This is a genomic window from Streptomyces panacea, from assembly GCF_040560175.1.
Taxonomy (GTDB): Bacteria; Actinomycetota; Actinomycetes; order Streptomycetales; family Streptomycetaceae; genus Streptomyces; species Streptomyces panacea.
Map to the genome: position 1 here is coordinate 1 of NZ_JARJHW010000104.1, position 25,404 is coordinate 25,404.

Annotated in this window: 27 protein-coding genes and 1 pseudogene; 14 read left to right on the forward strand and 14 right to left on the reverse strand. The window is 70.1% G+C overall.

From position 1 onward, the window contains the following. Positions 1-215 precede the first annotated feature (215 nt). Complete coding sequence (metG, locus tag P3L51_RS22790) at positions 216-1,829, reverse strand: methionine--tRNA ligase (protein ID WP_354607143.1); 1,614 nt, start codon at positions 1,827-1,829, stop codon at positions 216-218. 158 nt (positions 1,830-1,987) lie between these two features. Between metG and P3L51_RS22795 the strand changes: the two genes are divergently transcribed. Both P3L51_RS22795 and P3L51_RS22800 read left to right on the forward strand, forming a co-directional pair. Beyond that, entirely contained in the window at positions 1,988-2,647 is a 660-nt protein-coding gene (locus tag P3L51_RS22795; protein ID WP_354607144.1) for a response regulator transcription factor, read from the forward strand. Then, complete coding sequence (locus tag P3L51_RS22800; RefSeq protein ID WP_354607145.1) at positions 2,644-3,765, forward strand: sensor histidine kinase; 1,122 nt, start codon at positions 2,644-2,646, stop codon at positions 3,763-3,765. The genes P3L51_RS22795 and P3L51_RS22800 overlap by 4 nt, the downstream gene beginning before the upstream one ends. 84 nt (positions 3,766-3,849) lie before the next feature. Here the strand turns inward: P3L51_RS22800 and P3L51_RS22805 are convergent, their stop codons facing one another. Beyond that, positions 3,850-4,158 (reverse strand): ArsR/SmtB family transcription factor, encoded by a 309-nt coding sequence (locus P3L51_RS22805; RefSeq protein WP_354607146.1) that lies wholly within the window; start codon positions 4,156-4,158, stop codon positions 3,850-3,852. A gap of 61 nt (positions 4,159-4,219) precedes the next feature. Between P3L51_RS22805 and P3L51_RS22810 the strand changes: the two genes are divergently transcribed. Then, the gene (locus P3L51_RS22810; protein ID WP_354607147.1) at positions 4,220-5,203 is read left to right on the forward strand and encodes a zinc-binding dehydrogenase; all 984 of its coding nucleotides are present in this window, start codon (positions 4,220-4,222) and stop codon (positions 5,201-5,203) included. Between the two features lie 64 nt (positions 5,204-5,267). Here the strand turns inward: P3L51_RS22810 and P3L51_RS22815 are convergent, their stop codons facing one another. The 7 genes from P3L51_RS22815 to P3L51_RS22845 all read right to left on the reverse strand — a co-directional run bounded on the left by P3L51_RS22815 (position 5,268) and on the right by P3L51_RS22845 (position 10,266). Continuing rightward, positions 5,268-5,759 (reverse strand): hypothetical protein, encoded by a 492-nt coding sequence (locus P3L51_RS22815; protein WP_354607148.1) that lies wholly within the window; start codon positions 5,757-5,759, stop codon positions 5,268-5,270. A 145-nt stretch (positions 5,760-5,904) separates the two neighbouring features. Beyond that, positions 5,905-7,713: an alpha/beta hydrolase gene (locus tag P3L51_RS22820; protein ID WP_354607149.1), complete on the reverse strand. Its 1,809-nt coding sequence runs from the start codon at positions 7,711-7,713 to the stop codon at positions 5,905-5,907. Between the two features lie 9 nt (positions 7,714-7,722). Continuing rightward, a complete protein-coding gene (locus P3L51_RS22825; protein ID WP_354607150.1) occupies positions 7,723-8,175 on the reverse strand; it encodes a hypothetical protein in 453 nt (150 codons plus the stop codon). Between the two features lie 143 nt (positions 8,176-8,318). After that, positions 8,319-8,798, reverse strand: coding sequence for an HIT family protein (locus tag P3L51_RS22830; RefSeq protein ID WP_354607151.1), 480 nt, complete (start codon positions 8,796-8,798; stop codon positions 8,319-8,321). Positions 8,799-9,033: 235 nt separating this feature from the next. Then, positions 9,034-9,240 carry a DUF397 domain-containing protein gene (locus P3L51_RS22835; protein ID WP_435594506.1) on the reverse strand — a complete coding sequence of 69 codons (207 nt, stop codon included), beginning with the start codon at positions 9,238-9,240 and terminating at the stop codon, positions 9,034-9,036. Next, positions 9,233-9,442 (reverse strand): DUF397 domain-containing protein, encoded by a 210-nt coding sequence (locus P3L51_RS22840; RefSeq protein ID WP_354607152.1) that lies wholly within the window; start codon positions 9,440-9,442, stop codon positions 9,233-9,235. The genes P3L51_RS22835 and P3L51_RS22840 overlap by 8 nt, the downstream gene beginning before the upstream one ends. Beyond that, positions 9,421-10,266 (reverse strand): helix-turn-helix domain-containing protein, encoded by an 846-nt coding sequence (locus P3L51_RS22845; protein ID WP_354607153.1) that lies wholly within the window; start codon positions 10,264-10,266, stop codon positions 9,421-9,423. The genes P3L51_RS22840 and P3L51_RS22845 overlap by 22 nt, the downstream gene beginning before the upstream one ends. 121 nt (positions 10,267-10,387) lie before the next feature. Here P3L51_RS22845 and P3L51_RS22850 point away from each other — a divergent pair, with 121 nt between their 5' ends. From P3L51_RS22850 to P3L51_RS22880, 7 genes are all read left to right on the forward strand, one after another. Then, on the forward strand, positions 10,388-10,570 hold the full coding sequence (locus P3L51_RS22850; RefSeq protein WP_354607154.1) for a hypothetical protein: 183 nt from the start codon (positions 10,388-10,390) through the stop codon (positions 10,568-10,570). Next, positions 10,567-10,836 carry a hypothetical protein gene (locus tag P3L51_RS22855; protein WP_354607155.1) on the forward strand — a complete coding sequence of 90 codons (270 nt, stop codon included), beginning with the start codon at positions 10,567-10,569 and terminating at the stop codon, positions 10,834-10,836. Before P3L51_RS22850 ends, P3L51_RS22855 begins: the two co-directional genes overlap by 4 nt. Positions 10,837-10,917: 81 nt before the next feature. Further along, the gene (locus P3L51_RS22860; RefSeq protein WP_354607156.1) at positions 10,918-11,436 is read left to right on the forward strand and encodes a hypothetical protein; all 519 of its coding nucleotides are present in this window, start codon (positions 10,918-10,920) and stop codon (positions 11,434-11,436) included. 33 nt (positions 11,437-11,469) lie between these two features. Beyond that, the gene (locus P3L51_RS22865) at positions 11,470-12,096 is read left to right on the forward strand and encodes an RraA family protein (protein ID WP_354607157.1); all 627 of its coding nucleotides are present in this window, start codon (positions 11,470-11,472) and stop codon (positions 12,094-12,096) included. 129 nt (positions 12,097-12,225) lie between these two features. Then, a complete protein-coding gene (locus P3L51_RS22870; RefSeq protein WP_354607158.1) occupies positions 12,226-12,360 on the forward strand; it encodes a hypothetical protein in 135 nt (44 codons plus the stop codon). Then, entirely contained in the window at positions 12,357-13,532 is a 1,176-nt protein-coding gene (locus P3L51_RS22875) for a methyltransferase domain-containing protein (RefSeq protein ID WP_354607159.1), read from the forward strand. The genes P3L51_RS22870 and P3L51_RS22875 overlap by 4 nt, the downstream gene beginning before the upstream one ends. A 123-nt stretch (positions 13,533-13,655) precedes the next feature. Then, the gene (locus tag P3L51_RS22880) at positions 13,656-14,330 is read left to right on the forward strand and encodes a GOLPH3/VPS74 family protein (RefSeq protein WP_354607160.1); all 675 of its coding nucleotides are present in this window, start codon (positions 13,656-13,658) and stop codon (positions 14,328-14,330) included. On the opposite strand, the gene P3L51_RS22885 is transcribed toward P3L51_RS22880, so the two are convergent. From P3L51_RS22885 to P3L51_RS22895, 3 genes and pseudogenes are all read right to left on the reverse strand, one after another. Continuing rightward, positions 14,327-14,881, reverse strand: coding sequence for a DUF4240 domain-containing protein (locus tag P3L51_RS22885; protein WP_354607161.1), 555 nt, complete (start codon positions 14,879-14,881; stop codon positions 14,327-14,329). The two genes, P3L51_RS22880 and P3L51_RS22885, sit on opposite strands and share 4 nt — an antisense overlap. A gap of 103 nt (positions 14,882-14,984) precedes the next feature. Further along, positions 14,985-15,233: pseudogene (locus P3L51_RS22890) on the reverse strand (polysaccharide lyase family 7 protein); the annotation flags it as partial. A 133-nt stretch (positions 15,234-15,366) separates the two neighbouring features. After that, positions 15,367-16,821 carry a VWA domain-containing protein gene (locus tag P3L51_RS22895; RefSeq protein WP_354607162.1) on the reverse strand — a complete coding sequence of 485 codons (1,455 nt, stop codon included), beginning with the start codon at positions 16,819-16,821 and terminating at the stop codon, positions 15,367-15,369. Between the two features lie 329 nt (positions 16,822-17,150). On the opposite strand from P3L51_RS22895, the gene P3L51_RS22900 reads away from it, so the two are divergent. After that, positions 17,151-19,223, forward strand: a complete 2,073-nt coding sequence (locus P3L51_RS22900; protein WP_354607163.1) for a PhoX family protein — start codon at positions 17,151-17,153, stop codon at positions 19,221-19,223. A 210-nt stretch (positions 19,224-19,433) separates the two neighbouring features. Here P3L51_RS22900 and P3L51_RS22905 read toward each other — a convergent pair whose 3' ends face one another. Next, a complete protein-coding gene (locus tag P3L51_RS22905; RefSeq protein WP_354607164.1) occupies positions 19,434-20,306 on the reverse strand; it encodes an NAD(P)-dependent oxidoreductase in 873 nt (290 codons plus the stop codon). Between the two features lie 471 nt (positions 20,307-20,777). On the opposite strand from P3L51_RS22905, the gene P3L51_RS22910 reads away from it, so the two are divergent. From P3L51_RS22910 to P3L51_RS22920, 3 genes are all read left to right on the forward strand, one after another. Beyond that, positions 20,778-22,484 carry an ABC-F family ATP-binding cassette domain-containing protein gene (locus tag P3L51_RS22910; protein WP_354607165.1) on the forward strand — a complete coding sequence of 569 codons (1,707 nt, stop codon included), beginning with the start codon at positions 20,778-20,780 and terminating at the stop codon, positions 22,482-22,484. 10 nt (positions 22,485-22,494) lie between these two features. After that, positions 22,495-22,893, forward strand: a complete 399-nt coding sequence (locus P3L51_RS22915; protein ID WP_354607166.1) for an RNA-binding S4 domain-containing protein — start codon at positions 22,495-22,497, stop codon at positions 22,891-22,893. 96 nt (positions 22,894-22,989) lie between these two features. After that, positions 22,990-23,412 carry an ATP-binding protein gene (locus P3L51_RS22920; protein ID WP_354607167.1) on the forward strand — a complete coding sequence of 141 codons (423 nt, stop codon included), beginning with the start codon at positions 22,990-22,992 and terminating at the stop codon, positions 23,410-23,412. 18 nt (positions 23,413-23,430) lie between these two features. Here the strand turns inward: P3L51_RS22920 and P3L51_RS22925 are convergent, their stop codons facing one another. Beyond that, positions 23,431-25,398, reverse strand: coding sequence for an FUSC family protein (locus P3L51_RS22925; RefSeq protein WP_354607169.1), 1,968 nt, complete (start codon positions 25,396-25,398; stop codon positions 23,431-23,433). Between the last annotated feature and the right edge of the window lie 6 nt (positions 25,399-25,404).

Consider the following 25,404-nt stretch of genomic DNA (forward strand, 5'->3'; position numbering starts at 1 on the left):
TGGGCGGCGGTGTCCTCGAACGCCGGACGGGCCGGAACTGGCCGCCGGACGGGCTTGAGATGCCCGCCCGACCGGTTCGCCATGGTCGCCGAGCGGAACTGGACGGCCGCGGCGGGCTTGAGATGCCGCCGGCCGGGCTGCGAAGGCAGCCCGGTCGGCGGTCGCGCACAAGCGCGGCCCGCGAGCCGCGCGACGCGGTCGCCGCGCCGGAAGACCTACGCGGGCTTCTCCTCCAGACGCGGGAACAGCACCGCGCCCTTCGTCACCGTCGTGCCCGCCGGCAGCAGGCCCCACGTGCCCGCGTCCTGCACCCGCTGGTCCGCCAGGGCCCCCAGCGCGGCGTCCGCGCCCAGCGAGTCCCACAGCTTCTGCGACGTCTCCGGCATCACCGGGTTCAGCAGCACCGCCACCCCGCGCAGCGCCTCCGAGGCCGTGTACAGGATCGTCGACAGCGCCGCCTGACCGTCCGGGGACGTGTCCTTCGCGACCTTCCACGGCTCCTGCTCCGTGATGTAGCCGTTGACCTGCTTCACGAAGTCGAAGATCGCCAGGATGCCGCCCTGGAAGTCCAGCTCCTCGCCGATCTTCCGGTCGGCCTCGGTGACCGCCTTCGCCAGCCCGTCCCGTACGGCCTGCTCGGCGACCCCGCCGGACGTCGTCTCCGGCAGCGTGCCGCCGTAGTACTTGCCGACCATCGCCGCGACGCGCGACGCGAGGTTGCCGTAGTCGTTGGCCAGCTCGGAGGTGTACCGGGCGGAGAAGTCCTCCCAGGAGAACGAACCGTCCTGGCCGAACGAGATGGCCCGCAGGAAGTACCAGCGGTACGCGTCCACGCCGAAGTGCGAGGTCAGGTCCTGCGGCTTGATGCCGGTCAGGTTCGACTTGGACATCTTCTCGCCGCCGACCATCAGCCACCCGTTCGCGGCGATCTTGCCCGGCAGCGGCAGGCCCTGCGCCATCAGCATGGCGGGCCAGATGATCGCGTGGAAGCGCAGGATGTCCTTGCCGACGAGATGGACGTCGGCGGGGAAGGTCTCCTCGAACTTCTTCGGGTTCTCGTTGTAGCCGACGGCCGTCGCGTAGTTGAGGAGCGCGTCGATCCACACGTAGATCACGTGCTTCTCGTCCCACGGCACCGGCACGCCCCAGTCGAACGTCGACCGTGAGATCGACAGATCCTGGAGCCCCTGCTTGACGAAGTTCACGACCTCGTTGCGCGCGGACTCCGGCTGGATGAAGCCCGGGTTGGCCTCGTAGTGCGCGAGGAGCTTGGGGCCGTACTCGCTCAGCTTGAAGAAGTAGTTCTCCTCCTTGAGGATCTCCACCGGCGTCTTGTGGATCGCGCAGAGCTTCTGCCCCGCGAACTGACCTTCGCCGTCGAGCAGTTCGCCCGGGAGCTTGTACTCCTCGCAGCCCACGCAGTACGGGCCCTCGTAGCCGCCCTTGTAGATCTCGTCCTTGTCGAACAGATCCTGCACGAACTCCTGGACGCGGTCCGTGTGACGCTTCTCCGTCGTCCGGATGAAGTCGTCGTTCCGGATGTCGAGGTGTTCCCAGAGAGGCCGCCACGCCTCGTCGACGAGCTTGTCCGCCCACTCCTGCGGGCTGACACCGTTCGCCTCGGCCGTGCGCATGATCTTCTGACCGTGCTCGTCGGTGCCCGTGAGATACCACACCTTCTCGCCGCGCTGGCGGTGCCAGCGGGTGAGCACGTCGCCTGCGACGGTCGTGTAGGCGTGGCCCAGGTGAGGAGCGTCGTTGACGTAGTAAATGGGGGTGGTGACGTAGTACGCCCGCCCACCCTGCTCTTCGGATCCAGTGGCGGCCATGGTCGAAATCCTAACGGCCCGGCACAGGTCCCTTCACCTCACTTAAACCTGAGAGTGTGGTTAAAGAGTGCGGATCCGGCACAACCTATGACCCCGGTCGGCGCATCTTAAGAAGGAGAGACGGCACGGATCGGGTAGGTCGGGCGGGAAGGGTCATCATGCGGGTGCTGGTCGCCGAGGACGAGGAAATCCTGGCGGAGCTGATCGCCACCGGGCTGCGGCGGGCCGGTTTCGCCGTCGACACCGTCTACAGCGGGGACGCCGCCCTCGCCTATCTCGGACTGCACGACTACGACGTCGTCGTCCTCGACCGTGACCTCCCCCGCGTCCACGGCGACGACGTCGCCCGCAAGCTCGTCGCCGACGAGTCCCGGACCCGGATCCTGATGCTCACGGCGTCCTCCTCGATGGAGGAGCGCGTCAAAGGGCTCGACCTGGGCGCGGACGACTATCTGGGCAAGCCGTTCGAGTTCCCCGAACTGGTCTCGCGGGTAAGGGCTTTGCGCCGGCGCAGTTCCCGGGCGTTACCGCCGACGCTGGAGCGGCGCGGCGTGCGGCTCGACACCGTGGGCCGTACGGCGGTCCGTGACGGCCTGGCCCTCGATCTCTCCGTCAAGGAGCTGACCGTGCTCCAGATCCTGCTGGAGGCGGACGGCAAGGCGGTGACCGCGCAGCAGTTGCTGGAGCGGGCGTGGGACGCGCAGACCGACCCGCTCTCCGGTGTCGTACGCGTCTGCGTGGGGCAGTTGGAGGTGAAGCTCGGCGATCCGGCGCTCATCCGGACGGTGGACGTGGACGGAGGGGGTTACGTGCTTTGACCGGCGCCATCAGAAAACGGATCGCCCTCGTCTACGGCGCGGTCTTCCTCGTCCTCGGCGGCTGTCTGCTCACCGTCGTGAATCTGCTGTCCAGTGCCGGTACGGAGTCGGAGGCCGCCGAGATCGCGGCCCGCGTCGTCCCGGCGCAGCCGCCCGCGTCCGGCAACGGCTACCTCCTCACCGAGGAGGGCCAGCTCGCGCCCGTCACCGTCACCCAGCTCACCGACAACGTCAGCGACGCCGCCTCGGACGAGCTGCTGTTCTGGTCGGTGGGCGCCCTGGTGGTGATGGCGCTGTGCGCGGTCGGCGTCGGCTGGTGGACGGCCGGGCGCGTGCTGCGGCCCGTGCACGCCATGACGGCGAAGGCGCGGCTGCTCTCCGAGCGCAACCTCCACGAGCGGATCGGCTCCACCGGCCCCGACGACGAGCTGAAGGAGCTGGGCGACACGCTCGACGAGCTGCTGGGCCGGCTCCAGAAGGCCTTCGACAGCCAGAGCCGTTTCATCGCGAACGCCTCGCACGAGCTGCGTACACCGCTGGCCACGCAGCGCACGGCGATCCAGGTGGGCCTCGCGGGCGCGGACTCGCCGGAGGACCTGGCCCGTACGAAGGAGATGCTGCTCGACAACAACCGGCGCAGCGAACGGCTCATCGAGGGGCTGCTGGTCCTGGCGCGCAGCGAGCGGGAGGTCGAGGACCAGGAGGAGATCCGGTGGGGCGAGCTGGTGACGGAGGAGGCGGCGCGGCACGGTCTGACGGTGACGGTGGCGCAGCCCGGCGGTGTACGGGGCAACCGGGCGCTGCTGGACCGGCTGGTCGGCAATCTGCTGGCCAACGCGCAGGCGTACGGGAAGGGCGAGGTGGCCGTCTCGGTGTCGGGTACGGCCCTGACCGTACGGAACAACGGCCCGCGCATCGCCCCGGAGGAGGTCGCGGTCCTCTTCGAACCCTTCCGCCGGGGCGAGGGCCGCGACCGGATGGGTCCGGGCGCGGGCCTCGGTCTCTCGATCGTCCGCTCGATCGTGACGGCCCACGGCGGCACGGTGACGGCGGAGCCGGGCGGGGAGGACGGGGGCCTGGCGGTGCGGGTGAAGCTGCCGGGGGTGCCGGGGCGGTGACGGGGGCGGCGCCCGCTCTCGGAGGGCGTTCGGTCCAGGACGGTCGAGGTCGGTCCAGGTCGGTCCAGAACGGTCCGGGACGGTCTAGAACACGTCGCGCAAGGTCTCCAGGAGACGGGCGATGTTCGCCTCGTCCCGGCGGTAGTAGGTCCACTTGCCCCGCCTGGTGGCGATCACCAGGCCTGCCTGCCGCAGCATCGTGAGGTACTGCGAGGTGGTCGACTGCCCCAGACCTGTTCGCTGCTGGATGTCGGTCACGCAGACGCCGATCTCGACGTCGGCGGGCTCCTGGCCGGGGAAACTCATCGGCTCTTTGAGCCACACCAGCATCTGACGGCGGGCCGGGTTGGACAGGGCCCGGAACACAGCCAGCAACTCTGCCTCCGAGAACATGCGGTGATCGTAGCGCAAGTACATATTGACGATTCGCGATATCTCGATCTAAGGTCGTGGCATGTCGACTTCGATGCGCGTGGTGGAACTCGTCCGCTTCGGTGACGCGGCCACCGCGTTCGCCACCCGAGAGCTGCCAAGACCCACTCCCGGACCCGGGCAGGTGCTGGTGCGCGTGCTGGCCACGTCCGTGAACCCTCTCGACCTCCAGACCCGGCGCGGCGACTACCGCGATGAGGTCGCGCTGCCCGCGGTGATCGGCAACGACGTGTCGGGCGTGGTGGCCGGGACCGGCCCCGGGGCGGACGACTTCCAGCCGGGGGACGAGGTCTGGTACCTGGCGCCGGTGTTCGCCGGGCAGGGGACCTACGCCGAGTTCCACGTGGTCGACCAGGTCCTGGTCGCCCGCAAGCCCGCACGGTTGTCGCACGTCGAGGCCGCAGGTCTCGCGCTCGTGGGCGTGACGGCGTGGGAGGCACTGGTCGAACGAGCCGGATTGCGGGTCGGGGAACGGGTCTTGGTGCACGGCGGCGCGGGCGGGGTCGGCTCGGTCGCCGTCCAGCTCGCCAGTGCGCTGGGAGCCGAGGTGGTGACCACCGCGCGGGCGAGGGATCACGAGTTCGTCACCGGACTGGGAGCCGACATCGCGATCGACTTCTCGGCCGGTGACTACGTGCCGCAGGTCCGCGCGCGGGGCGGGGTGGACGTCGTGCTGGACACGGTGGGCGGGGACACTCTCGCCCGCAGCCCGGAGGTCCTCGCCGACCGAGGCCGCGTGGTGTCCGTCGTGGACATCCCCGAGCCTCAGAACCTGCTCGCCGCGTGGGGCGTGAACGCGACGTACCACTTCCTCTTCGTCAGCCCCGGCCGTGCGAAGCTCGCGGCCCTCGGCCGGCTGGTCGACCAGGGCAAACTCCGGCCGGTGATCGGCGCCGTACTACCCCTGGCCGACGTCGCACAGGCGCACACACTGCTGGAAGGCGGCTCTGCCGGCGAGGGCCGCCGACGCCCACGCGGCAAGATCGCCATCGCTGTGCAGCCGTGAGTGTGCGGGGCGGTGTCGGCGGGGTCGGCGGCGCGTTGACGGGAAGCGGCGTCGGCGCGGAGCCTCAGAAGCGGTAGACCTTCTCGCCGTCGGGGACCTGGTAGCAGCCGGAGACGAGCATCAGGTTGAGGTTCGGCGATTCGTCCTTGGCGAAGTACGCGATCTTGACGCTGTACTTCTTCTCGTCGTTGTCGGCCGTGAGGTTGAGATTCTTGTTCATGCTGTTGTCCGGGCCGTACTCGACAACCTTCCAACCGTTCTTGGGCAGTTCCGTCTTGAGCCGCTCCATCACACCTTCGAGCTGATCGGCCGATGGCGGGGTGAAGGTCCACGGGTGAAAGATCTTGAAGTACTTCTCCGGATCCTTGTCGCCGCACTCCGAGACGCCCGGTCCGGTCTCGGACGCCTTCCCCTTGATGCCGATCAGGTCGTACAGCTCGCTGGAGACCTGCTCCGCCCTGTCGGCGGCGTCCTCCGTGTTGCTGGTGCCCGCGCTGGGGACTTCGTCGGAGCTGCCAGAGCTGCCGGAGTCGTCGGAGCCTTTGCTGTCAGTCATGCCGCATCCAGTGAGGGTCGTGAGGGCGAGGGACAGGAGGAGCGCGGATGCGCTCAGCTTGGTCTTCAAGTCGAGGAGCCTCTGTCGGTCGGGCATTTCATGGATCGATCGTCAGCCTGGCACGTGCCGCGGTGCGTGGTCATCTCTACCGCATACCCCGGTAGCGGTCCGGCGGCGGCTTGAGGTCGGCGTTCTCACCCTTGCCCGCCACCACAAGCCCCTGGTTCCGCAGACTGTCTGTGTCCTCTTTCCAGTAGTCGCTGTGACCTTCGGTGTCCGTCTGCAACTGATTGGCGCCGAAGCGCTCGTCACTCGGAGTCGTAAAGGCTCCGTGCCAGTCGGTTCCGCCGTGCCCGAAGCGTCCGACGTCGGGGACGACATCCCCCTTCGCCTCCTGGTTCCAGACGTGCCCCTTCGGGACATCCATCTGATCGGCGTTGCTCACCTGTACGCCGGGGCTGCCCGCGAAGATCACGTCGTCCACGTTCAGATCACCCTGCCGGGCGGCGGATCCGATGAGGGTCGTGCCGTACGAGTGGCCGATCGCCGTGCGGTGCGGGTCCGAATCGGCAGTACGTGACGAGTCGAGGCCGTCGAGGAAGCGGTTGTAGGCCGGGGCGCCGTCATCCGCGTAGTGGCTGAACGGTGAATCCTTGACGATGTCCTGCGGGGCGTCGTACCCGAGCCAGGTGATCGTGGAAACCGAACCATTGTTGGCGCCGTCGGCCACACGCCACACATTCTCCATCCGGCCGATGTCGCCCCCGATCCCGCCCAGATTCGACGTCGTACCCGGCACATACACCGCCTGGTGGTCGGCCGTGTCCGGATTGCCGTTGGCCACGATCGCCCGGCCGTTGCCCTCCGGGCTGAATCCGAGCAGGTACGCCTCGGGCAGACCTCTCTCACCGGTCCTGTCGAAGCGGTCCTGGATGCTCCCCATCCCCTTGAGGGACTTGTTGAGCTGCTCGTACCGGTCGCCGTGCTTGTTCTGCCACGCCATCCACTCGTCGGTGTGCACCTTGGACGGGTACGCACCCGCCGTGATCCACGTCCACTCGTTGGCGGGCGGCTTGGGCATGGAGTCCAGCTCCATCTGGAGCTGGCCCCGCTTCTCCTCCAGGACGACGCGGTTCGCCTCGTCGCGAACCGTGGCGGGCAGCCCGTCGAGCGCCCCCACCGTGTCGGGCCGCAGCGCGAGCCAGGCCGCTTGTTCCTCCGGGCTGAGCTTCTTCCACCACTCCGCGTTGGCCGCCGGGGGGCCGTCCTTCGGGACCTGCGGCAGTGAGTCGAGATAGCTCTGGCCGGCCTCGCGGACCCCGCCCATGTCCGACTGCGCGTCGGACCAGTCCTGCTTGGAGACGGTCAGGTCGTCGTCGGCCTTCAGCGCGCGCAGCTTCGGCGCCCACTTCGCGTCCGCGTCGGTGGCTTCCTTCAGCGCGTCGGCGATCCGGTTCGCGTACGCCATCGCCCTGCCGTAGTACGGGTTCGGGTGGATGCCCGCCGCCTGCCGCTCCAGGGCGTCGGACGTCGGGCTGCCCCCGGCGCTCCCGGACACCGTGCCGCCCGGCTCGTTCTTCTCCTCGCCCGGTTTCTTTCCGGCGGGATAGCTGACCGAACCGTCCTGCTGCACGGAGCAGTTGTCGGCGCGGGCGTCCTCCATGGCCGTGTCCAGCTTGCGCTTGGCCGCCGCCATGTCGAAGGCGAAACCGTTGAGGGCGGTGCTCACCAGACCGCACTCGGTCTGCGCGTAGTGGAAGTTCTTCGACAGGTTCCGGAGCTCCCGCAGGGCGGCCGCCGCCGCCTCGCCCTTCAGCCGGTTGGTCATGCCGGCCGTTATCCGGTTGTTGACCGTGTCCTTGGCGGCACTGGCCATGTCACCGGTCGTCCGGTAACCGTCGGCGGCCTCCTCGTACTCCGACGGCTTGAAGGACTTCAGCGTCGCGAGATCCATGACGGTAGATCACTTCTCTTTCGGGGCCTGGCCGCCGACGGCCTCGGTGTCCGCGTACTTGACCTTGAGCGAGTCCAGGTCCGTGAGGACGGACTGGTCGGACTTCGCCAGGTCGTGGCCCGACTTCTCCAGCAGGCCGCCGAGTTCACCGCACCTGCTGCTCACATCGCCGACGTACTTCTTCCAGGAGTCGTACAACTCCTTCTGCGCGGCGGCACTCTGGCATCCGGTGGTGTCACCGAGCCCGGCCTGCCCGTTCTCCAGAGCCGTCAACGCCTTGCCGATGTCGGCCTTGAGGCCGGTGACGCCCTCGCCGGCCGTCACCCACGCCTTCTTGTCCGACTTCAGGCTCTCCGAGGGACCGCTGCCGCCTGGATCGAACGCATGCTGGTTGAGCTGCATCTGTGTGGAACCGCGCCCCTCCGCGTCGGCCTTGAGCCCCTCCCACTCGTCCCACGCCATTCGCGCGCCCTCCCCGTTGTCCCGCTTCCCCGTTCCCGGCTGACCCCCGGGCCAAGGCGCCATGATCTCCGGCCGGGGGTGGTGAAATCAAACGTTCGTGGCGGTCGCGGCGGAGGAGAAGTGGAGCCGCTGGGTCAGTCCGCTCAGAGTGCCGCGCGCAGACGCGTGACCAGGGCGGCGATCTCCTCGGGAGGTGGCGCGAGGACCCCGTTCTCGGTCATCAGCGCGTGATACTGCTGCCGTTCCGGCGGCACCCCGGGCGGCAGCGCGGCGATGTGCCAGTGCAGGTGGGAGTTGGCCTGTTGGCTGCCGAGTGAGAGCAGGTACGTACGCTCCGGCCGCAGCACGCTCTCCACGGCGAGCGCGACGCGCCGTACGACGAGCATGAGGCGGGTGTACGCGGCCTGGTCCAGGTCCCTGACGACATGCTCCAGATGGGCCTTGGGCGCGACGAGGACCCGGCCGGGGAGAGTGGGCCAGCGGTCGAGGAACGCGATGTGGGCGTCGTCCTCGTAGACGGTCTCGTGGCGGTAGTCGGGGTCTCCCCGGAGAAACGCGCAGACGAAACAAGGTCCGTTGCGGGCGCGTTCCTCGTACGCCGCGAGATCCATATCCCTCTTCATGCGCGTCGGCCTCACTTCGGCTGGGGGCGTGCGGATCCGCCGGAAGGCGGGTGGCCGGGGAGCCCCACTCGGGCGGCAGCCCAGCATGAACTCCTCGCGCGTCCAGACCCGGCCGCGCGTGCGCTGGTTCAACTCGTCGTAGAGATCGTGGATCCGCAGTGCCCGTGCCTGTAACTCGTGTAGCCCCATGAGCGTTCAAGCCCTCCGCCCGCTCCGAGGGAGCAGGAGGACCGGGCTAGGCATCAGCTTGGGTGCCGGCGTAGGCGACGAAGTCGCCCCAGGCGGCGGGGGTGAGCAGTAGGACCGGGCCGGTGGGGGTCTTGCTGTCGCGGACGGGGACGACGCCGGGGTGGCCGTCGGCGATCTCGACGCACTGACCGCCGTCGCCGTTGCTGTAGCTGGACTTACGCCAGTTCGCGGCGCTCAGGTCGGGGCTAGGCATCAGCTTGGGTGCTGGCGTAGGCGATGAAGTCTTCCCAGGCGGCGGGGGTGAGGAGTAGGACTGGGCCGGTGGGGGTCTTGCTGTCGCGGACGGGGACGATGCCGGGGTGGCCGTCGGCGATCTCGACGCAGTTGCCGCCGTCGGAGTTGCTGTAGCTGGACTTACGCCACTGTGCGGTGCTCAACTCGGTTCGGGTGCGCATGATGTGCCGTCCTCCATCAGTCGCTTGATGAACGCCACGGACTCCCGGGGCGAGAGAGCCAAGTCTCGCAGGAGATCGTAGGACAGTCGCAGGTCTTCAACGTCCTTTGTGGACTCCAACAGTTGGCCGGAGTGCTGATCCTCGGTGTAGGCGACGGCTTTGCCGTCAGGGAGCCACAGGATCGTGAGCGACGTCCCCATGAGGGCGTGTAGCCCCGCAGCGAAAGGCAACACCTGGATCGTGACGTTGGGCAGTTGGCCGACCGTCACGAGATGCGTGAGTTGGGTCGCCCACTCCTTGGAGTCGCGTCCCCCTCGTCGTAGTACGGACTCATCGAGCACGGCTCGGTAGTGCGGCGGGTCGTCACCCCGTAGCAGATCTTGTCGTCCCAGCCGCGCCGCGACCTGTTCCGCCAAATCGTTGTCGTCGCGTGGGCGGGCCGCCTGTAGTACCTCGCGTGCGTACCCCTCGGTCTGGAGCAGACCCGGAATGACGCCGGCGGCGTACTCGTAGCGGACCGTCGCCTTCGCCTCCAACTGCATGAACCGCTTGTACTTGTCCGCGAACGCGTCCTCCCGTGCCAACTGCCACAGCATCAACAACTGCTCACCCGTCCCGTACACCCCGCTCAGGGCCGTAATCACCTCCGGTGACCCCACCCGCGCCCCTGTCTCCAGCTTGTGCAGGTACGCACGGTCATATGTCGTCTCCTCGCCCAGCGTGGCCAACGACTTGCCCGACTCCTCGCGCAACCGCGCCAGTTCCCTCGCCAGCATCTGCCGTGCCGACGGCCTCTGACCTGCGTTCGACTTCCGTGCCCCCATGAGAACTCCCCTGTGTCCAACGGCAACCCGGCTATGGCCGAACCCTTTTGGACACGGCCGCATCTGCCGATTCTTGATGCACGGAACGTAATTACGCAATGACGGAAGGTGCGTCCTACTCATGTTCGAACCAGACGCTCTGAGGGCGTCCCGTGTCGCCGCCGATGCGGCCGATCTCGACGCCGTCGTGCACGGGGGTGGCTTCTGGCGGCTCGTGCCCGAGTCCGTCCCCCGTGTGTACGCACCGGTGACACCTGAGCTGCTTCGGCGCGTTGAACAAGGACTGAAGGGGGTCGCGGAGTGAGCGGCAGCGAGGCGCGACGGGTTCTGGCCCGGTTGATGAGTGCGTTCGGTACGGATGGGGTGCTGGTGGTGCGGAAACTGGACGGCGACGGCGACGGCGGCGACGACGCGGAACAGCTTCTCGGGCCGGGTGCCGCGCTCGCGTGGCCCAAGTGCGAGTGCGGCGGCCCGAAGTGCCCGGACTACGTACCGCCCGCGCAGCCGCCGACTGATCTGAGCGTTCGGCTGGCGGAGCGCAACGAGCACAGTCGGCGGGGGCGGCCGTAGGCGCGCCGAAGTCGGCTGCCCCGGTGACAAGGTGCAGTGGGTGTGCGAAGGTCAAAATCCATCTCGTATCGGGGGTTTTGGATGGCGATCACCTTTGGATTACCGGTGGTGCTCTTATGGCTGATATTGGGGCTGCTGCCCGTCCGGAACCCCTCCGCGCGGCGGCTGTGGATCGGCATCTACATCGGCATTTCGATGCTTGCTCTGCTGATCGCGTACCTCTACAGCCAGGATCGCCGGCCGGACGTCTACTTCGACGGCGAGTCGACGGCCGAGGACGAGTACTTCATGGTCCTGTACGTCGCCGTGTTGGTGGGGCCGGGGATGCTGGCGGCGCTGATACGTCTCCTGGTGTCCCGGCCCGACCCGCCGGCGCCGCCGCCGGTCGCGCAGTATCCGCCTCCGTACGCGCCGCAGTATCCGCCGCCGCCGTATCCGCATCCGCATCCGCCGCGGAACTATCCGCGGCTGCAATACCGTGGCCCGCAGGCCGGCCCGACTCGGCCGCCGGTGGATCCATCGCCGACATCGACATCGACACCGCCACCACCGTCGTCACCACCGCCACCGCCACCGCCGGCCTCACCTCCAACGATCTGAGGGATCCGGCGCCGCGCCGTCAGAGGGAAGTACATGAACGACGTCAGTGGATTCAAGGACATCCCCCCGACCACGCTCGCCGACTTTCTGGGCCGCGAACAGGTCATGGACATCGGCATTCGCCCGCTCTGGCCCTCGATGCCGCGCATCGCCGGTCCGGCGTTCACGGTGCGGTGCCCGGCCGGTGACAACCTCATGCTGCACGCGGCGATCTACCGCGCGGAGCCGGGCTCGGTGATCGTCGTGCAGGCGGGCGACGTGGACTACGCGCTCGCGGGCGGGAACGTCTGCGCCGTCGCGCAACGGCGCGGTATCGCGGGGTTCGTGCTCGACGGGGTGATCCGCGATCTGGCCGAGGTGCGGGAGTCGGGCTTTCCGGTCTTCGCGCGGGGCGTCATCCCCGTCCCGGGGACCAAGGCGGCGGTCGGGCCGCTGAACCGCGAAGTGCGGTGCGGCGGGGTGGCGGTGAACGCCGGGGACATTGTGGTGGCCGACGAGGAGGGCATCGTGGTGACCCCGCGCGCCCGGCGGGACGAGGTGCTTTCCGCGTCGCGGGCCAAGCTGGCCAAGGAGGCGGCCGAATCCCTGGACGAGTGGGAGGCGGCGCACCGGGCGCGCGTCGAAAAGCTCCTCGCCGAGAACGACTTCGAGTCCGAGTAGCCGACAGGAAGCGGTGCTCGACGCGTCGACCGTTGAGATTCCCGCCCCTTGTAGGGGGCCGGGCCGCAAGACCCCGTTCGGCGGTCTGCCTGACGGGCCCGCACGTGTCGTGAAAGGGAGGGTCAGACGATGATTGGACCGGTCGTGAGCAACAGCGGTGACGGGGACGGCGGCGACGGCCACCCCGGCCAGCCCTGGACGCCACCCCCGCCGCCGCCCCCGGACGGTGAGATGCCGCCCGGCGACGGGGGCCATCGCAAGTGACGCTCGCCTCTGAGCAGGAAGGCCGCGCCGGTGACGAGCTGGTGCGGTCTCTCCTTGAAGCCGGAGCCCTGACGCCCGAGTGGGCCGACGTCTTCAGGACCGTGCCGCGCGCGTGGTTTCTTCCCGGTCTCGTCTGGTCGCACGACATGGTCACGGGGCGCAGCGTCCCCGTGTCCCGCGCCGATGAACCCGACGCGTGGGAGCGGGCCGCGTACGCGAACGTGCCTCTCGTGACCCAGTGGGACGACGGCCGGCACACCGGCACCGTGCCGGGCGTCGTGCCGACCAGTTCCGCGAGCATGCCGTCGGTCGTGGCCGCCATGCTCCGGGACCTGGCGGTGGGCGATGGCATGCGCGTGCTGGAAATCGGTACCGGTACCGGCTGGAACGCCGCGCTCCTCGCCCGCCGGTTGGGCGGCTCCGACGTGGTCAGTGTCGAGATCGACCCGGCGGTCGTCGCGCGGGCCCGCGCCGTGCTGGCACGGGTGCAGCCGAGCCCCCTGGTGATCCATGGCGACGGCCGGGACGGGTGGGCGGACGCGGCACCGTACGACCGGGTGATCGCCACGGCGGGCGTACGGGCCCTGCCGCCCCGCTGGCTGGAGCAGACCCGGCCGGGCGGGATCATCCTCGCCCCGTGGGGAACCCACTACAGCGACCAGGACGCCCTCGTCCGGCTGACCGTGGGGGACGACGGGCGCGCGGTCGGGCCGTTCCTGCGGATGGTCGAGTTCATGAAGCTGCGGGACCAGCGCCTGGACTGGGGCCGATTCCGGACGTACGTCCCGGAGTCATCCGACTTCCCCGGCGACGCGGACGTGTCCCACACACCGCTCACACTGGCCGACCTGGGGCGCCGGTACGACGCCGTGCGGTTCGTGATCGGGCTTCGCGTGCCCGACTGCGCCCACGTCGTGAACCGGACAGGCGAGGACGCCGGCAAGGCGTGGTTCTTCGATCTGGGGAGTCGGTCGTGGGCCGCCGCCGAGTTCCGTGCCGGGGGCAGCGGCGCCGCGGTCCACCAGTCGGGGCCGCGTCGGCTGTGGGACGAGGTGGAGGCCGCCGTGATGTGGTGGGCCGACCGGGGCAGGCCCGGCATCGACCGGTTCGGGCTCACGGTGGGCCCGGACGGGAGCGCGTGCCCCTGGTACGCGTCGCCGCCACAACCATGACGTCTGTCATGAACAGTGGTGACAGGCCACCCGGCACCCCCTGTCCATCCGCGGCTAGCTTGGACGAAAGGGCCGCTTCCTACGGGGTCGGTACCTCCCGATGCCAACGGTTGGAAAGTGACCATGCGGAACCAGACGCTCATCGTCGAAGATCTGATGCTGTTGATGTTCGACGACACGTCGGGAGCGATCGCGGGAGCCGGGACGCTGTACTACACCCTCGGCGGCGCCGTCCTCGCCGAACTCGGCCTCGGTGGACATGTCACCGTCGATGAGGACGACAAGGGACTGAACGGTCTGAAGGTGCACGCCGTCGCCGGCGATCCGCTGCCGGATCCGGTGCTCCAGGCCGCCCATGGGAAGGTCGCCGGGCGGGTGCGGGGTGTGCAGACCCTCCTCATCGAGATCGGCACAGGGATGCGCGAGACCGTGCTCGACCGGCTCGTCGAGCGGGGCATGCTGCGCCGGGAGAGCAAGAAGACGCTGGGTCTGTTCCGTACGACCGTGACGAAGGCCGCCGACACCGCGCACAAGAAGGCCCTGATGGGCGAGGTCCGCGCCGTCCTGATCGACGGCGTGGAGCCCGATGCCCGTACGGCGGCGCTGATCGGGCTGCTCGCCGCGAGCGGCACCCTGCCGCAGCTGCACCGCTCCATCCCGTGGTCCGGCGAGGTCTACAAGCGTGCGAAGGAACTGGAGCAGGGCAGTTGGGGCGCCGAAGCCGTGAACGCCGCGGTGATGCGGACCGTGGCGGCGATCTCCGTCGGGACCGTCGTCGCGGTCACCACCGTCAACTAGGCCCTGTCCGGGCGCGGCGCGAAGTAGAGGGCTGCCAGGCGGGGCAGGCGGCGAGTCATCTCGTCGTGGTCGTCGAAGTCGAAGCCCCAGGCGGGGTCCAGCGCCGCGTACCGGATGCTGAACGCGTCGGCGGGCAACTGCTCGCCGGTCGCCTTGATGTGGGCGTCCCAGACGATGCCCAGCACGGCCTCGCATTCGCACTCGGCGCCGTCCGCCGCCGCGGCCCGTACGACGGGCAGGTCGGCGAGGGAGTCGGGGTCGGCGACGACGCGCTCGAAGGCGTCCCGCCCCTGGGACACCAACCAGCCGCGGAAGTAGTCGAATCCGTCGTCGGAGCAACCGCCGTTGGTTATGTACGCGGCTGCCCACAGCGGGCTCGTGTACGAGGCGGCCATCAGGTCCCAGAAGGTCTGCTGGGCCGCGACGATCTCCTCGACCGGGCGGTCGGCGAGCAGTTCCCCCGCACGGCGGGCGACCGCCCTGCCGTCCCCGAGGTCCGACTCCTGCGCGCGGGCGGCCTCGATGAGCTGCCAGAACTGGTCCTTGTTCATGGGACCGGAGCATGCCACCCGGCACTGACAACGACCGGTCCGCCGGTGGAGAAGGCGCTCCCGCCCGCGAGGGGGCAGGAGCGCCGCGCTTCGTGGGGTCGGCTCAGCTGTGCGAGACGGTGAGGCCGTAGAAGCCGACCTTCGCGCCCTTGGTGGTGCTGTCGGACGACGACTGGTTGTACGAGCCCGCCTTGAAGTACTGCTTGTACTTTAAGAAGGACGACGGGATGTCGTAGTGCGTCGTGGAGCCGTTGACCGTGATGTCGAGCGTGTCGCCGCCCGACACCGCGATCGTGTACGTCCATGTCTTGCCCACCGGCACGTTGCCGACAGGGTGCGGCATCTGGCCGCCGTCGCACGTCACGTTCAACATGCTGAGCTTGGCGCGAGACAACGAGACGCGCCCTCCGTGGTCTACGGAGGGCGCGTCTCGTGATGGGCGTCGGACGTCCCGGACGTCGGACGGGTCGGGCGGGTCGGGCGCGTCAGGCCTTGCGGGCCGACCGCCAGGCCGGGAGCGCGGCGAGCAGCTTGCCGTAGACCTCCGCGTCAGGGAGGTCCTTCGGGGTCGGGCCCGCGTGGAAGAACGCCACGTTCGGCGCCTTCTCGTCCGCGCCCAGCTTGCGCGCGAAGTCGAACCCCTTCGCCTCGTGCTCGCCGAACGCCACGAACTGCCAGAACAGCGGCAGCTTCGCCGCGTCCGCGAACGCCTGCTCCGCCGCCTGCTTGGCCGTCGGGGCGCCGTCCGTCTGGAAGATCACCAGCGCGGGGCCGGGGTTGCCCGCCTTCTCGTGCAGGGCGACGACCTCTTCCACCGCGCGGTGGTAGTTCGTCCGGCCCATGTGGCCGAGCCCGGCGTGGAGTTCGTCGACCCGGTTCTCGTACGACGTGAGGGAGACATCCCCCGTACCGTCGATGTCCGTCGAGAAGAAGACGACCTGCACGGTCGCCCTCTCGTCCAAGTGCGCCGAGAGCGCGAGCGCCTGCTCGCCGAGGCGCTGGGCGCTGCCGTCCTTGAAGTACGGGCGCATGGAACCCGAACGGTCGAGCACGAGGTAGACGGTCGCGCGCTCCCCGGCCAGACCGAGATCCTTGAGCGCGACGCCGGCCGCCTTGTACGCGTCGACGAGGCCGGGCGCGCGGGACTTGACCCGGGCGAGGGAGAACGCGGGCTTGCCACCCGGCGTTGCCGGCTCGAGGGTGGCAACGGCCTCCGGCTCGGGGGCGGTCACTGCCACCGGCGCGGGCTCGGGGGCCGGTGCCGGTACGACGACCTCGGCGACCGGCTCGGGCTCGGCCACGACGACGGGCGCGGGCTTGGGCTCGGCCACCGGCGCGGGCTCGGCCACGACGACGAGCGCGGGCGCGGGCTCGGGCTCCGCGGCGACGACCGGCTCCGGGGCCGGTACGACGACCGGTTCGGGCTCGGGTGCCGGTTCCGGTACGACCTCGGCCACCGGCGCGGCAACGGGCTCGGCCACCGGCGCGGGCTCGGGTGCGACCTCTGCCTCGGCCTCCACGACCGGCTCCGGCTCCGGCGCCTTCACCGGCTCCGGCGCGGACTGCGCCTGTGCCGGGACGGTCGCCGTCTTCGGCTCCTCCCGCTTCGTCTGTGCCGGGACGCTCGGTTCCGGCGTCGACGTACGCGGGTTGTCGAACGCGGCGGCGACCAGGTCGTCGGCCTTCTCCGCCTCCGACCTCTCCGTCCTCTGCGACCTCTCCGTCTTCGTCGTGGACTTCTCCGCCGTCACTCTCGAAGCGGCGGGTGACGGCTCCTTGGCCGGTGCGGGCACCGTGGCCGTGGTCGTCGTGGTGACTGGCGTCGTGGGCTCTGGCTGATGCGTGCGCTCGGTCTGGGCCGGTACCGTCGTGGCCGCCGACTCGTCACGCTCCGCACGCTCGCGACCAAACACCTTGCGCAGCAAGCTCCGAATGCCCATGGGCGAGGCCTTTCAGATGAGTTGGGTGCGGCATATATCCGCACTTGGAACAGGGGATCCGGGGGCATACCCCGACCGGAACTCAACATCCCTGGCCACGGCGGATACGTAAGGTTAGCGGCCACTCGGCGCCTGCCCCGGCAGGGGCGCCCCGGGACCTGGAATGTGGTGGCCGTGTGACCCCCTCCGGAGCCCGGTCGACGCACATTCATTCCGCGTTCACCCTGAGGCCGCCGAACCGCGTGCCTACGCGCATAGCGTCACCGCCGTACATATCCCGACACATTGTCGGCGCAGGGCGCGCCGAGTTAAGCCCATCGGAGGGGAAAGTGCGCAAACTGCTGCCGCTGCTGAACTCGCACCCGGGCGGACGTTCCGCCATGACCTGCCTTTACCGCTGTGGTGACGCGTGTTTCCACGAGACGCCCAACACCAGTGACAACGAGTACGTCGGCGATGTCATAGCGGGTGCTCTCTCCCGCCGCTCGATCATGCGCGGCGCCGCCGTGGTGACGGTCGCCGCCGCCGCGGGCACCGCCATCGTCGCGGGCACCGGCAACACCCCCGCCTCCGCCACTCCTCTCGTCGGAGGCGACAACGGCCACGGCAACGGCAGCGGCGGCAAGAAGACCGACGGCGCGCGCGGACTGCGCTTCGCGCCCGTCGCGCCCAACACCGCCGACAAGGTGACCGTCCCCGACGGCTACACGCAGAACATCGTCATCCGCTGGGGCGACCCGATCCTGCGCGGCGCCCCCGAGTTCAACCCGGACAAGCAGACCGCCAAGGCGCAGGCCGGCCAGTTCGGATACAACAACGACTTCCTGAGCCTGCTGCCGCTCAAGCGCGAGCGCGGCAAGCAGCTCCTCGTGGCCAACCACGAGTACACCGACGAAATCCTGATGTTCAAGGGTTACGACGCCACCAAGCCCACCCGCGAGCAGGTCGAGATCGCCTGGGCCGCGCACGGCCTGTCGGTCGTCGTGGTGGACGAGGAGCCCCGCAGCGGAAAGCTCACCGTCGTACCGCGTCACGAGCTGAACCGTCGTATCACCGTCACGACCGAATTCCGGCTCACCGGTCCGGCCGCGGGCTCCGAGCTGCTGCGCACCTCGGTCGACGGTACGGGCAAGAAGGTCTACGGCACGCTCAACAACTGCGCCGGCGGCACCACCCCGTGGGGCACGATCCTGTCGGGCGAGGAGAACTTCAACCAGTACTTCGCCAACGGATCGAGCGCCACCGACAAGCGCTACGGCATCGGCACCGCCGCCACCGAGCGCAAGTGGGAGCAGTTCGACAAGCGCTTCGACCTGAAGCAGGAGCCCAACGAGGCGCACCGCTTCGGCTGGGTCGTCGAGCTCGACCCGTACGACCCAGACTTCACGCCGCGCAAGCGCACCGCGCTCGGCCGCTTCAAGCACGAGGCCGCGCAGCCGCGCCTCACCGCCGACGGCCGTGCCGTCATCTACATGGGCGACGACGAGAAGTTCGACTACTTCTACAAGTTCGTGTCGTCCAAGGCGATGAAGAAGGGCGACAGCCGCGCCGCCCACCAGCACAACCTCACGCTGCTGGACGAGGGCACGCTGTACGTCGCGAAGCTGACCGGCGACAGCCCGGTCGAGGACGTCGACGGCAGCGGAAAGCTGCCCAAGGACGGCGAGTTCGACGGCTCCGGCGTGTGGATCCCGCTCGCCACCGGCGACGTGTCGCACGTGCCCGGCATGACCGCCGAGGAGGTGTACGTCTTCACGCGCCTCGCCGGTGACAAGGTCGGCGCCACGAAGATGGACCGCCCCGAGGACGTCGAGCCCTCGCCGCGCACCGGTCGTGTGTACGTCGCGCTGACGAACAACTCCGACCGCGGCGCCGCGGGCAAGGCACCGGCGGACGAGGCCAACCCGCGCAAGGCCAACAAGCACGGCCAGATCCTGGAGCTCGCCGAGAACTGGGACGACGCCGCGGGCGACGGCTTCGCCTGGCGGCTGTTCCTGGTCGCGGGCGACCCGAAGGACCCGGCGACCTACTTCGCGGGCTTCCCGAAGGACAAGGTCAGCCAGATCTCGTGCCCGGACAACGTGGCGTTCGACGACCACGGCAACCTGTGGATCTCCACGGACGGTGCCCAACTCGGCTCGCACGACGGCCTGTTCGGCGTGGCGACGCAGGGGGAGCGGCGCGGTGAGCTGAAGCAGTTCCTCACCGTTCCGAACGGCGCGGAGACCTGTGGCCCGATCATCCAGGACCGGCGCGTCCTGGTCGCGGTGCAGCACCCGGGCGAGATCGACGGCGCGACGGCCGAGAACCCGCTGAGCGCGTGGCCCGACGGCCGCGGCAAGATGGTCCGCCCGTCGGTCGTGGCGGTCTGGCGCAAGGACGGCGGCGACATCGGCGTCTGACGTCCGACGTAGTTGTGCCTCAATCGCCGGACGGGCTTCTTCCAGCCCGTCCGGCGATTGTCATCTGCCCGGGGCCGCGTGCCACGGCAGCCGGGCGCGCAAGGTGAACGTGCCGTCCGCGGCCGGGGCGGTTCGGAGTCGACCTCAGCGGCCCCCCTGAGCCCGTCCGGTGATCGGGGACGAACCCGGCCACCGGACGGACCCGCTGGGTCAGGCGACGGGCTTGCGGAAGCTCTCGATCAGGCTGGTGAAGCTGTCGTCGGCGTGCCCGGCCGCGATACCCCGCCGGAAGATCGACAGGACCGCCTCCGGCAGCGCGGCGTCGACCCCGGCGTCCTTGGACGTCCGCACGACGTGGTCGACGCTCGCGACGCCCATGGAGAGCCGGTCGACGTCGCCCGGGTGCTCGCCCGCCTCGATGCGCGGGGTGTAGAAGCCGAAGAAGTGCGGCATCGAAGAGACCGTGGCGGAGAGGTGCGGCAACAGTTCCCCGGCCTTGATCCCGTGCGCGTCGCCCACCGCGAGGGCGTGCAGGAAAGCCAGCGAGGTCGTCCAGAAGAGATCCATCTGGAGCTGGTAGTACAGCGCGGCCAGGCCCGGGTCCTCGCCGCGGTAGTCGGTTCCGGTGAGGACTTCCAGGATCTCCCGGCTGTCCTCGAAGACACTCTTCGGGCCGCTGTAGAAGGTGACGGAGTCCTGGCTTCCGATGCCGTCGGGCGGCGTCGTCACACCGCCGGTGAGATGCAGCGCGCCGTGGCCTGCCGCCCAAGTGGCCGCCGCGCGCGCCTTGTCGGGGGTGTCGGAGCTGAGGTTGATCAGCGTCCGTCCCGACAGCGCGTCGGTGGAGGACCCGAGGACGGCGTACATCGCGTCGTAGTCGGTCAGGCTCAGGATGACGAACTCACCGGCGGACAGCGCCTCGGCGGGGGTGGAAGCCAGGGTGGCGCCCTTGGCCACCAGGCCGTCGGCCCTGCTCCTGGTCCGGTTCCACACGGTCACGCGGTGACCGGCGTCGAGGAACGTGCTGGCCATCGCGTGCCCCATCGGACCCAGTCCGATGACGGTGACCCACTGCTTCCGCATCACAACCCCTTTGATTCTTCGCTTGATTCTTCAGGTGCTTCGCGCACTTCGCGCACTTCGCGTTTCTAAAACGATCGTTCTATCCAGCGGTCAAGCTAGCACATCACTAGAATGAACGCTCTATTTAGTGATGGTCGGGCCCGCCCCGCCGCGCACCGACCGGCGGCGCTCCGGAAACGCTTTGCCGCCCCCGCCTCCGTCGCCTATCGTTCGACGCGTCCTTGTTGTCTCCGACAGAGGTGGACGTTGCGCATCTGAGGTTCGCGATCATCACGCGGTACGGCTCCAGGCTTCTGCCTCCGGCCCGTACCCCCCGCGTGGACGTGACCTCGATGCCTGTGCCGTCCGTGACCTCTCGGACAGCCGCATCCCCCTGGGTCTCAAGCCCTCCGGCCCGCCGCACGGGCCCGGTCGCCGCGTGGTGCTCGCATACGACGCCCCCATCCCACCGCGCCAGCGAGGACCACCACCATGTCCACAGCCCTGCCCCCCAGCGCCTCCCTCACCTGCTCCGCGCTCTCCTTCCAGTGGCCGGACGGCACCCCCGTCTTCGACGGGCTCTCCCTGAACGTCGGCCGGGGCCGCACCGGTCTCGTCGGCGCCAACGGCACCGGCAAGACCACACTCCTGCACCTGCTGGCCGGCGAACTGCGCCCCACGGCAGGCTCGGTCACCGTCGGCGGCAGCCTCGCCCACCTGCCGCAGAACATCACCCTCGACACCACCCTCCGCGTCGAGGCGGCACTCGGTATCGCCGAACGCCGCGCGGCGGTACGCGCCATCGAGAGCGGAGACGTACGCGAGGAACACTTCGAGACGGTCGGCGAGGACTGGGACGTCGAGGAACGCGCCGTCGCCACACTCGGCTCCCTCGGACTCGGCGCGATCGACCTGGACCGCACCGTCGGCGAGATCTCCGGCGGCGAGACGGTCCTGCTGCGCCTGGCCGCGCTGCTCCTGGAGCGCCCCGACGTCCTCCTGCTGGACGAGCCGACGAACAACCTCGACCTGGCGGCCCGCGCCAGACTCTACGAAGCCGTCGACACCTGGCGCTCCGGCGTGCTCGTCGTGGTGAGCCACGACCGCGAGCTGCTGGAGCGCGTCGACCGCATCGCGGAGCTGCGCGCCGGCTCGGTGAGCTGGTACGGCGGCGGCTTCTCCGCGTACGAGGAGGCGCTGGCCACCGAGCGGGAGGCGGCGGGCCGCACGCTGCGCGCCGCCGACGCCGACGTACGCCGCCAGAAGCGGGAGCTGGAGGAGGCGCAGATCAAGAACGCCCGCCGCCGGCGCCACGACAAGAAACTCAACGCCCAGCGCAAGGCCCCCCGGATCGTCGCGGGCGGACTCAAACGTGCCGCGCAGGAGTCGGCGGGCAAGTCGCGGGTTCTCCACGAGGAGCGGCTGAGCGACGCGCGCGAGCGGCGCGAGGAGGCGGCGGACGCGATCCGCGACGACGACGAGATCCGGGTGAGCCTGCCCCGTACCGCCGTACCCGCGGGCCGTACGGTGCTGACCCTGCACGAGGTACGGCCCCGCTTCGGACGGCTGCGGGAAGGGACCCTCGACGTACGCGGCCCCGAACGGATCGCCCTCGTCGGACGCAACGGCTCCGGCAAGACGACCCTGCTGCGCACGCTCACCGGGGAACTCGCGCCGCTGTCGGGGGAGGCGAGGACCCTCGTGCCGTCACGGTTCCTGCCGCAGCGTCTCGACGTGCTCGACCCGGGGCTGAGCGTCGCGGCGAACGTCGCCCGCCTGGCACCCGGCAGCACGGACAACCACATCCGCTCGCAGCTCGCGCGCTTCCTCTTCAAGGGGGCGCGGGCGGAGCAGCTCGCGGGCACGCTGTCGGGCGGCGAACGTTTCCGCGCGGCGCTGGCCGCGGTGCTGCTCGCCGCGCCGGCCCCGCAACTGCTGATGCTGGACGAGCCGACGAACAGCCTCGACATCGCGAGCGTGCGGCAGTTGACGGGCGCGCTGGAGTCGTACGAGGGCGCGCTGCTGATCGCGAGCCACGATCTGCCGTTCCTCGAATCGGTGGGGATCACGCGCTGGTTGGTGGTCGGGGAGGAGCTGCGGGAGACATCGGCGGACGAGGTGCGGGACGCGCTTTCGGACGCGGACCCGGATACGGCTCCGGAGACCGTGGCGGGTCCGCCCGAAGGGGAAACGCCCTAAGCTCGGACCCATGGCCGCTGCTGAAGCTCATGCCGGGACCGGGGACCAGGGGACCGTACGCGCCGACGTCTGGATCTGGTCGGTGCGGCTGACCAAGACCCGCTCCCAGGCGGCGTCCGCGTGCCGCGCGGGCCACGTCCGCGTCAACGGGGAGCGGGTGAAGCCCGCGTACGCAATCAAGCCGGGTGACGAGATCCGGCTCCGGCACGCGGAGCGCGAACGGGTCGTCGTGCTCACACGGGTCGTACGGAAACGGGTGGGCGCCCCGGTGGCCGTCCAGTGCTACGTGGACAACAGCCCGCCGCCCCCGCCCCGCGAGTTCGCGGGCCCGGTGGCGGTCCGGGAACGCGGCGCGGGCCGCCCGACGAAGCGCGAACGGCGCGTGCTGGACGAACTCCACGGACACTGACCGGGCACCGGTTCCAGAAGGGCCGAAGCCTAACCGCACACAGTCACCTCATGTGTACGGAAAGTAAAAGTCGTTGTCGTGGGGAAGGTCATCTTCATGAACCACGACTGTGACCAGCACATGAGGCTCCGCCTCCCCCGGCACCCCCGCAGCGTCGGCCGCGCCAGGGAGGCACTGCGCGGGCTCATGAGCCCGCCGGGCGGGCCGCCGGGGGGTATGCCCGGGGAGCTGGGCGACACGGCCGCGTTGCTGCTGTCGGAGTTGGTGACCAACGCGCTGCGGCACGGGTCGCCACCGGGGCGGGAGATCCTGGTGACCGTGCGGCGGGCGGACGGGCTGCTGCGGATGGAGGTCGAGGACGCGGGGGACTCGCTGCCCCGGCCGCGTACGCCCGACCCCATCGACGAGTGCGGGCGCGGGCTGGCACTGGTCGCCGCGCTCGCCGACGACTGGGGGGTGGCGCCGAGGCGGGGGCCGGGGAAGCGGGTCTGGGTGACGCTGAAGGCGCCGGACTACTGAGCCACTTCCGTTGCCCGGTCACCGCAGAGGCGACGTGATCGCCTGCGCCGACCGCAGCTCCTGACGCAGCGGCGCGAGCACCCCTCCCTCGTCGTCGGCTGCCGACCAGCCCTTGCGCACGTCCACCAGGACGACACTGGAGCGCACCCGCGCCGCCAGCTCCCGCAACTGCCTCTCCGCGTCCGCGATCTCGGCCGCGCCGGGCGGCGGCGCACCGTGGTTGACGCGCACCCGCGCCGCCGTCGTCGCGTCGATGATCCGTTCCAGCGCGACGACCAGCGGCCACCAGGCGGCGGCGCGCGTCCCGGTGGGCGGTGGCTCGGTGAGCGCGCGCTGGAACTCGGTGCGTACGACGGACAGATCGCGGTAGATCACGCGCCGCCGCCGCACCCGCTCGGCCTGGTTCGCCGCCGTCTCCTCCTCCGTGCGGCCGGTGGTGGGGCCGAAGGCGTACGCCAGGTAGTTCGCCGTGTCCTCGACGGCGTCCGCCAGCCGGTCGCCGATCCGGGTGTGCCAGCTCTCCGGCCAGAGCAGATAGCCCGCGATCAGCGCGATCGCGCAGCCGATGAGACTGTCCACGAGACGCGGCACCACCAGCGCGAACCCCTCGTGGTTGAGCACGTCGGAGAGCAGCAGGATCACGGGCGTGATGGCCGCAGTCTGGAAGCCGTAACTCTTCGCGGAGACCGCCGGGATGAACGCGGCGAGCACCAGCATCACCGGCACGTCCCACCAGCCGCGCGGTACGTGCGACAGCACGGCCGCGGCGACGACGAGCCCGGCCGCCGTACCGAGCGCGCGCAGGACGCCGCGCGAGAAGACCGAACCGAAGTCCGGTTTGAGGACGAAGGTGACGGTGAGGGCGACCCAGTACGAGCGCGGTACGTCGATCAGCGACACCAGGGACTGCGCGAGACCGATGCAGAGCGCGAGGCGCAGCCCGTAGCGCCAGGAAGACTCGCTGAACAGCACGTCGCGTCCGGCGCGCCGGATCCGGACGCCGAGCGCGGCGGGGCGGCCGAGGCGGTCGTCCACGTTGTACGGGTCGGGGTCGGCCTTGTGCACGACGGACGCGGCGTGCCGCAGCGCGACATCGACGGCGCGCTCGGAGGGGGTCTCGGGCACCGGCAGGGCGAGGTCGGCGCCGCCGAGCCTGCTCTCGTCGACGGCCTGCGCCAACTCCCGTACGGCGGCCGGGATCTCGTCCGGCAGCGGGCGGCGCCGCAGATGGGCGGCGGGTGCGGCCTCGACCAGCGGGATGAGCACGTTGAGCTGCGAGAGCAGCCGTACGAGGGGGCTGCGCCTGCCGTGGTCGCGGGCGCGGCGGGCGAGGACGAGGTCGTACGCCTGGTTCAGCGCCCCGGTGACGGCCTGCCGCTTCGCGTCGTACTCCCCGTCGTTCTCGCCGTCCGTGTCCTGGCGGCCCGCCGCCTCCAGCAGGTCGGCGGAGGCGCGGTAGGCGTCGGCGACGGCGGTCCGTTCGGCGATCCGGCCCCGGAAGGGCCAGCCGAGCAGGGACAGCAGGAGTACGAAGAGGCCGCCGCAGGCGAGCAGCAGCGGGGCCACCCACCAGGGGTGGGGCATCGGGAGACCGGCGCCGACGACGGCGTTGAGGAGCAGGAGCAGCCCGGAGACGGACGCCACCGCGCCGATCGAGGAGATCATCCCGGAGACGAGTGCGACGAGGGTCAGCACGACGACGGCGAGCCAGCCCCGGTCGAAGACGAGGGTGCCGAGGGTGACACCGAGCGCGCCGAGGAGCTGGGGGATCGCGATGTTCAGTATCCGCAGCCGGTAGGCGTCGGCGGTGTCGCTGATCACGCCGGACAGGGCGCCCATGGCGGCGAGGGCGCCGTAGGTGGGCCGGTCGTAGGCGAGCCCCACGGCGAGCGGCGTGGCGAGCGCGACGGCGGCGCGGACGACGGCGGCCCAGGGGATGGGGGCGGCCTTCGGGCGCAGGCCGCTGCGCCTGTCTCTTATACACATCTCCGA

Bases quoted from the DNA above. Each gene is read 5' to 3' on its own strand.
- metG (WP_354607143.1), bottom strand. From the start codon at position 1,829: ATGGCCGCCACTGGATCCGAAGAGCAGGGTGGGCGGGCGTACTACGTC.
- P3L51_RS22795 (WP_354607144.1), top strand. From the start codon at position 1,988: ATGCGGGTGCTGGTCGCCGAGGACGAGGAAATCCTGGCGGAGCTGATC.
- P3L51_RS22805 (WP_354607146.1), bottom strand. From the start codon at position 4,158: ATGTTCTCGGAGGCAGAGTTGCTGGCTGTGTTCCGGGCCCTGTCCAAC.
- P3L51_RS22810 (WP_354607147.1), top strand. From the start codon at position 4,220: ATGTCGACTTCGATGCGCGTGGTGGAACTCGTCCGCTTCGGTGACGCG.
- P3L51_RS22815 (WP_354607148.1), bottom strand. From the start codon at position 5,759: ATGACTGACAGCAAAGGCTCCGACGACTCCGGCAGCTCTGGCAGCTCC.
- P3L51_RS22820 (WP_354607149.1), bottom strand. From the start codon at position 7,713: ATGGATCTCGCGACGCTGAAGTCCTTCAAGCCGTCGGAGTACGAGGAG.
- P3L51_RS22825 (WP_354607150.1), bottom strand. From the start codon at position 8,175: ATGGCGTGGGACGAGTGGGAGGGGCTCAAGGCCGACGCGGAGGGGCGC.
- P3L51_RS22830 (WP_354607151.1), bottom strand. From the start codon at position 8,798: ATGAAGAGGGATATGGATCTCGCGGCGTACGAGGAACGCGCCCGCAAC.
- P3L51_RS22835 (WP_435594506.1), bottom strand. From the start codon at position 9,240: ATGCCTAGCCCCGACCTGAGCGCCGCGAACTGGCGTAAGTCCAGCTAC.
- P3L51_RS22840 (WP_354607152.1), bottom strand. From the start codon at position 9,442: ATGCGCACCCGAACCGAGTTGAGCACCGCACAGTGGCGTAAGTCCAGC.
- P3L51_RS22845 (WP_354607153.1), bottom strand. From the start codon at position 10,266: ATGGGGGCACGGAAGTCGAACGCAGGTCAGAGGCCGTCGGCACGGCAG.
- P3L51_RS22850 (WP_354607154.1), top strand. From the start codon at position 10,388: ATGTTCGAACCAGACGCTCTGAGGGCGTCCCGTGTCGCCGCCGATGCG.
- P3L51_RS22860 (WP_354607156.1), top strand. From the start codon at position 10,918: ATGGCGATCACCTTTGGATTACCGGTGGTGCTCTTATGGCTGATATTG.
- P3L51_RS22865 (WP_354607157.1), top strand. From the start codon at position 11,470: ATGAACGACGTCAGTGGATTCAAGGACATCCCCCCGACCACGCTCGCC.
- P3L51_RS22870 (WP_354607158.1), top strand. From the start codon at position 12,226: ATGATTGGACCGGTCGTGAGCAACAGCGGTGACGGGGACGGCGGCGAC.
- P3L51_RS22880 (WP_354607160.1), top strand. From the start codon at position 13,656: ATGCGGAACCAGACGCTCATCGTCGAAGATCTGATGCTGTTGATGTTC.
- P3L51_RS22885 (WP_354607161.1), bottom strand. From the start codon at position 14,881: ATGAACAAGGACCAGTTCTGGCAGCTCATCGAGGCCGCCCGCGCGCAG.
- P3L51_RS22895 (WP_354607162.1), bottom strand. From the start codon at position 16,821: ATGGGCATTCGGAGCTTGCTGCGCAAGGTGTTTGGTCGCGAGCGTGCG.
- P3L51_RS22905 (WP_354607164.1), bottom strand. From the start codon at position 20,306: ATGCGGAAGCAGTGGGTCACCGTCATCGGACTGGGTCCGATGGGGCAC.
- P3L51_RS22910 (WP_354607165.1), top strand. From the start codon at position 20,778: ATGTCCACAGCCCTGCCCCCCAGCGCCTCCCTCACCTGCTCCGCGCTC.
- P3L51_RS22915 (WP_354607166.1), top strand. From the start codon at position 22,495: ATGGCCGCTGCTGAAGCTCATGCCGGGACCGGGGACCAGGGGACCGTA.
- P3L51_RS22920 (WP_354607167.1), top strand. From the start codon at position 22,990: ATGAACCACGACTGTGACCAGCACATGAGGCTCCGCCTCCCCCGGCAC.
- P3L51_RS22925 (WP_354607169.1), bottom strand. From the start codon at position 25,398: ATGTGTATAAGAGACAGGCGCAGCGGCCTGCGCCCGAAGGCCGCCCCC.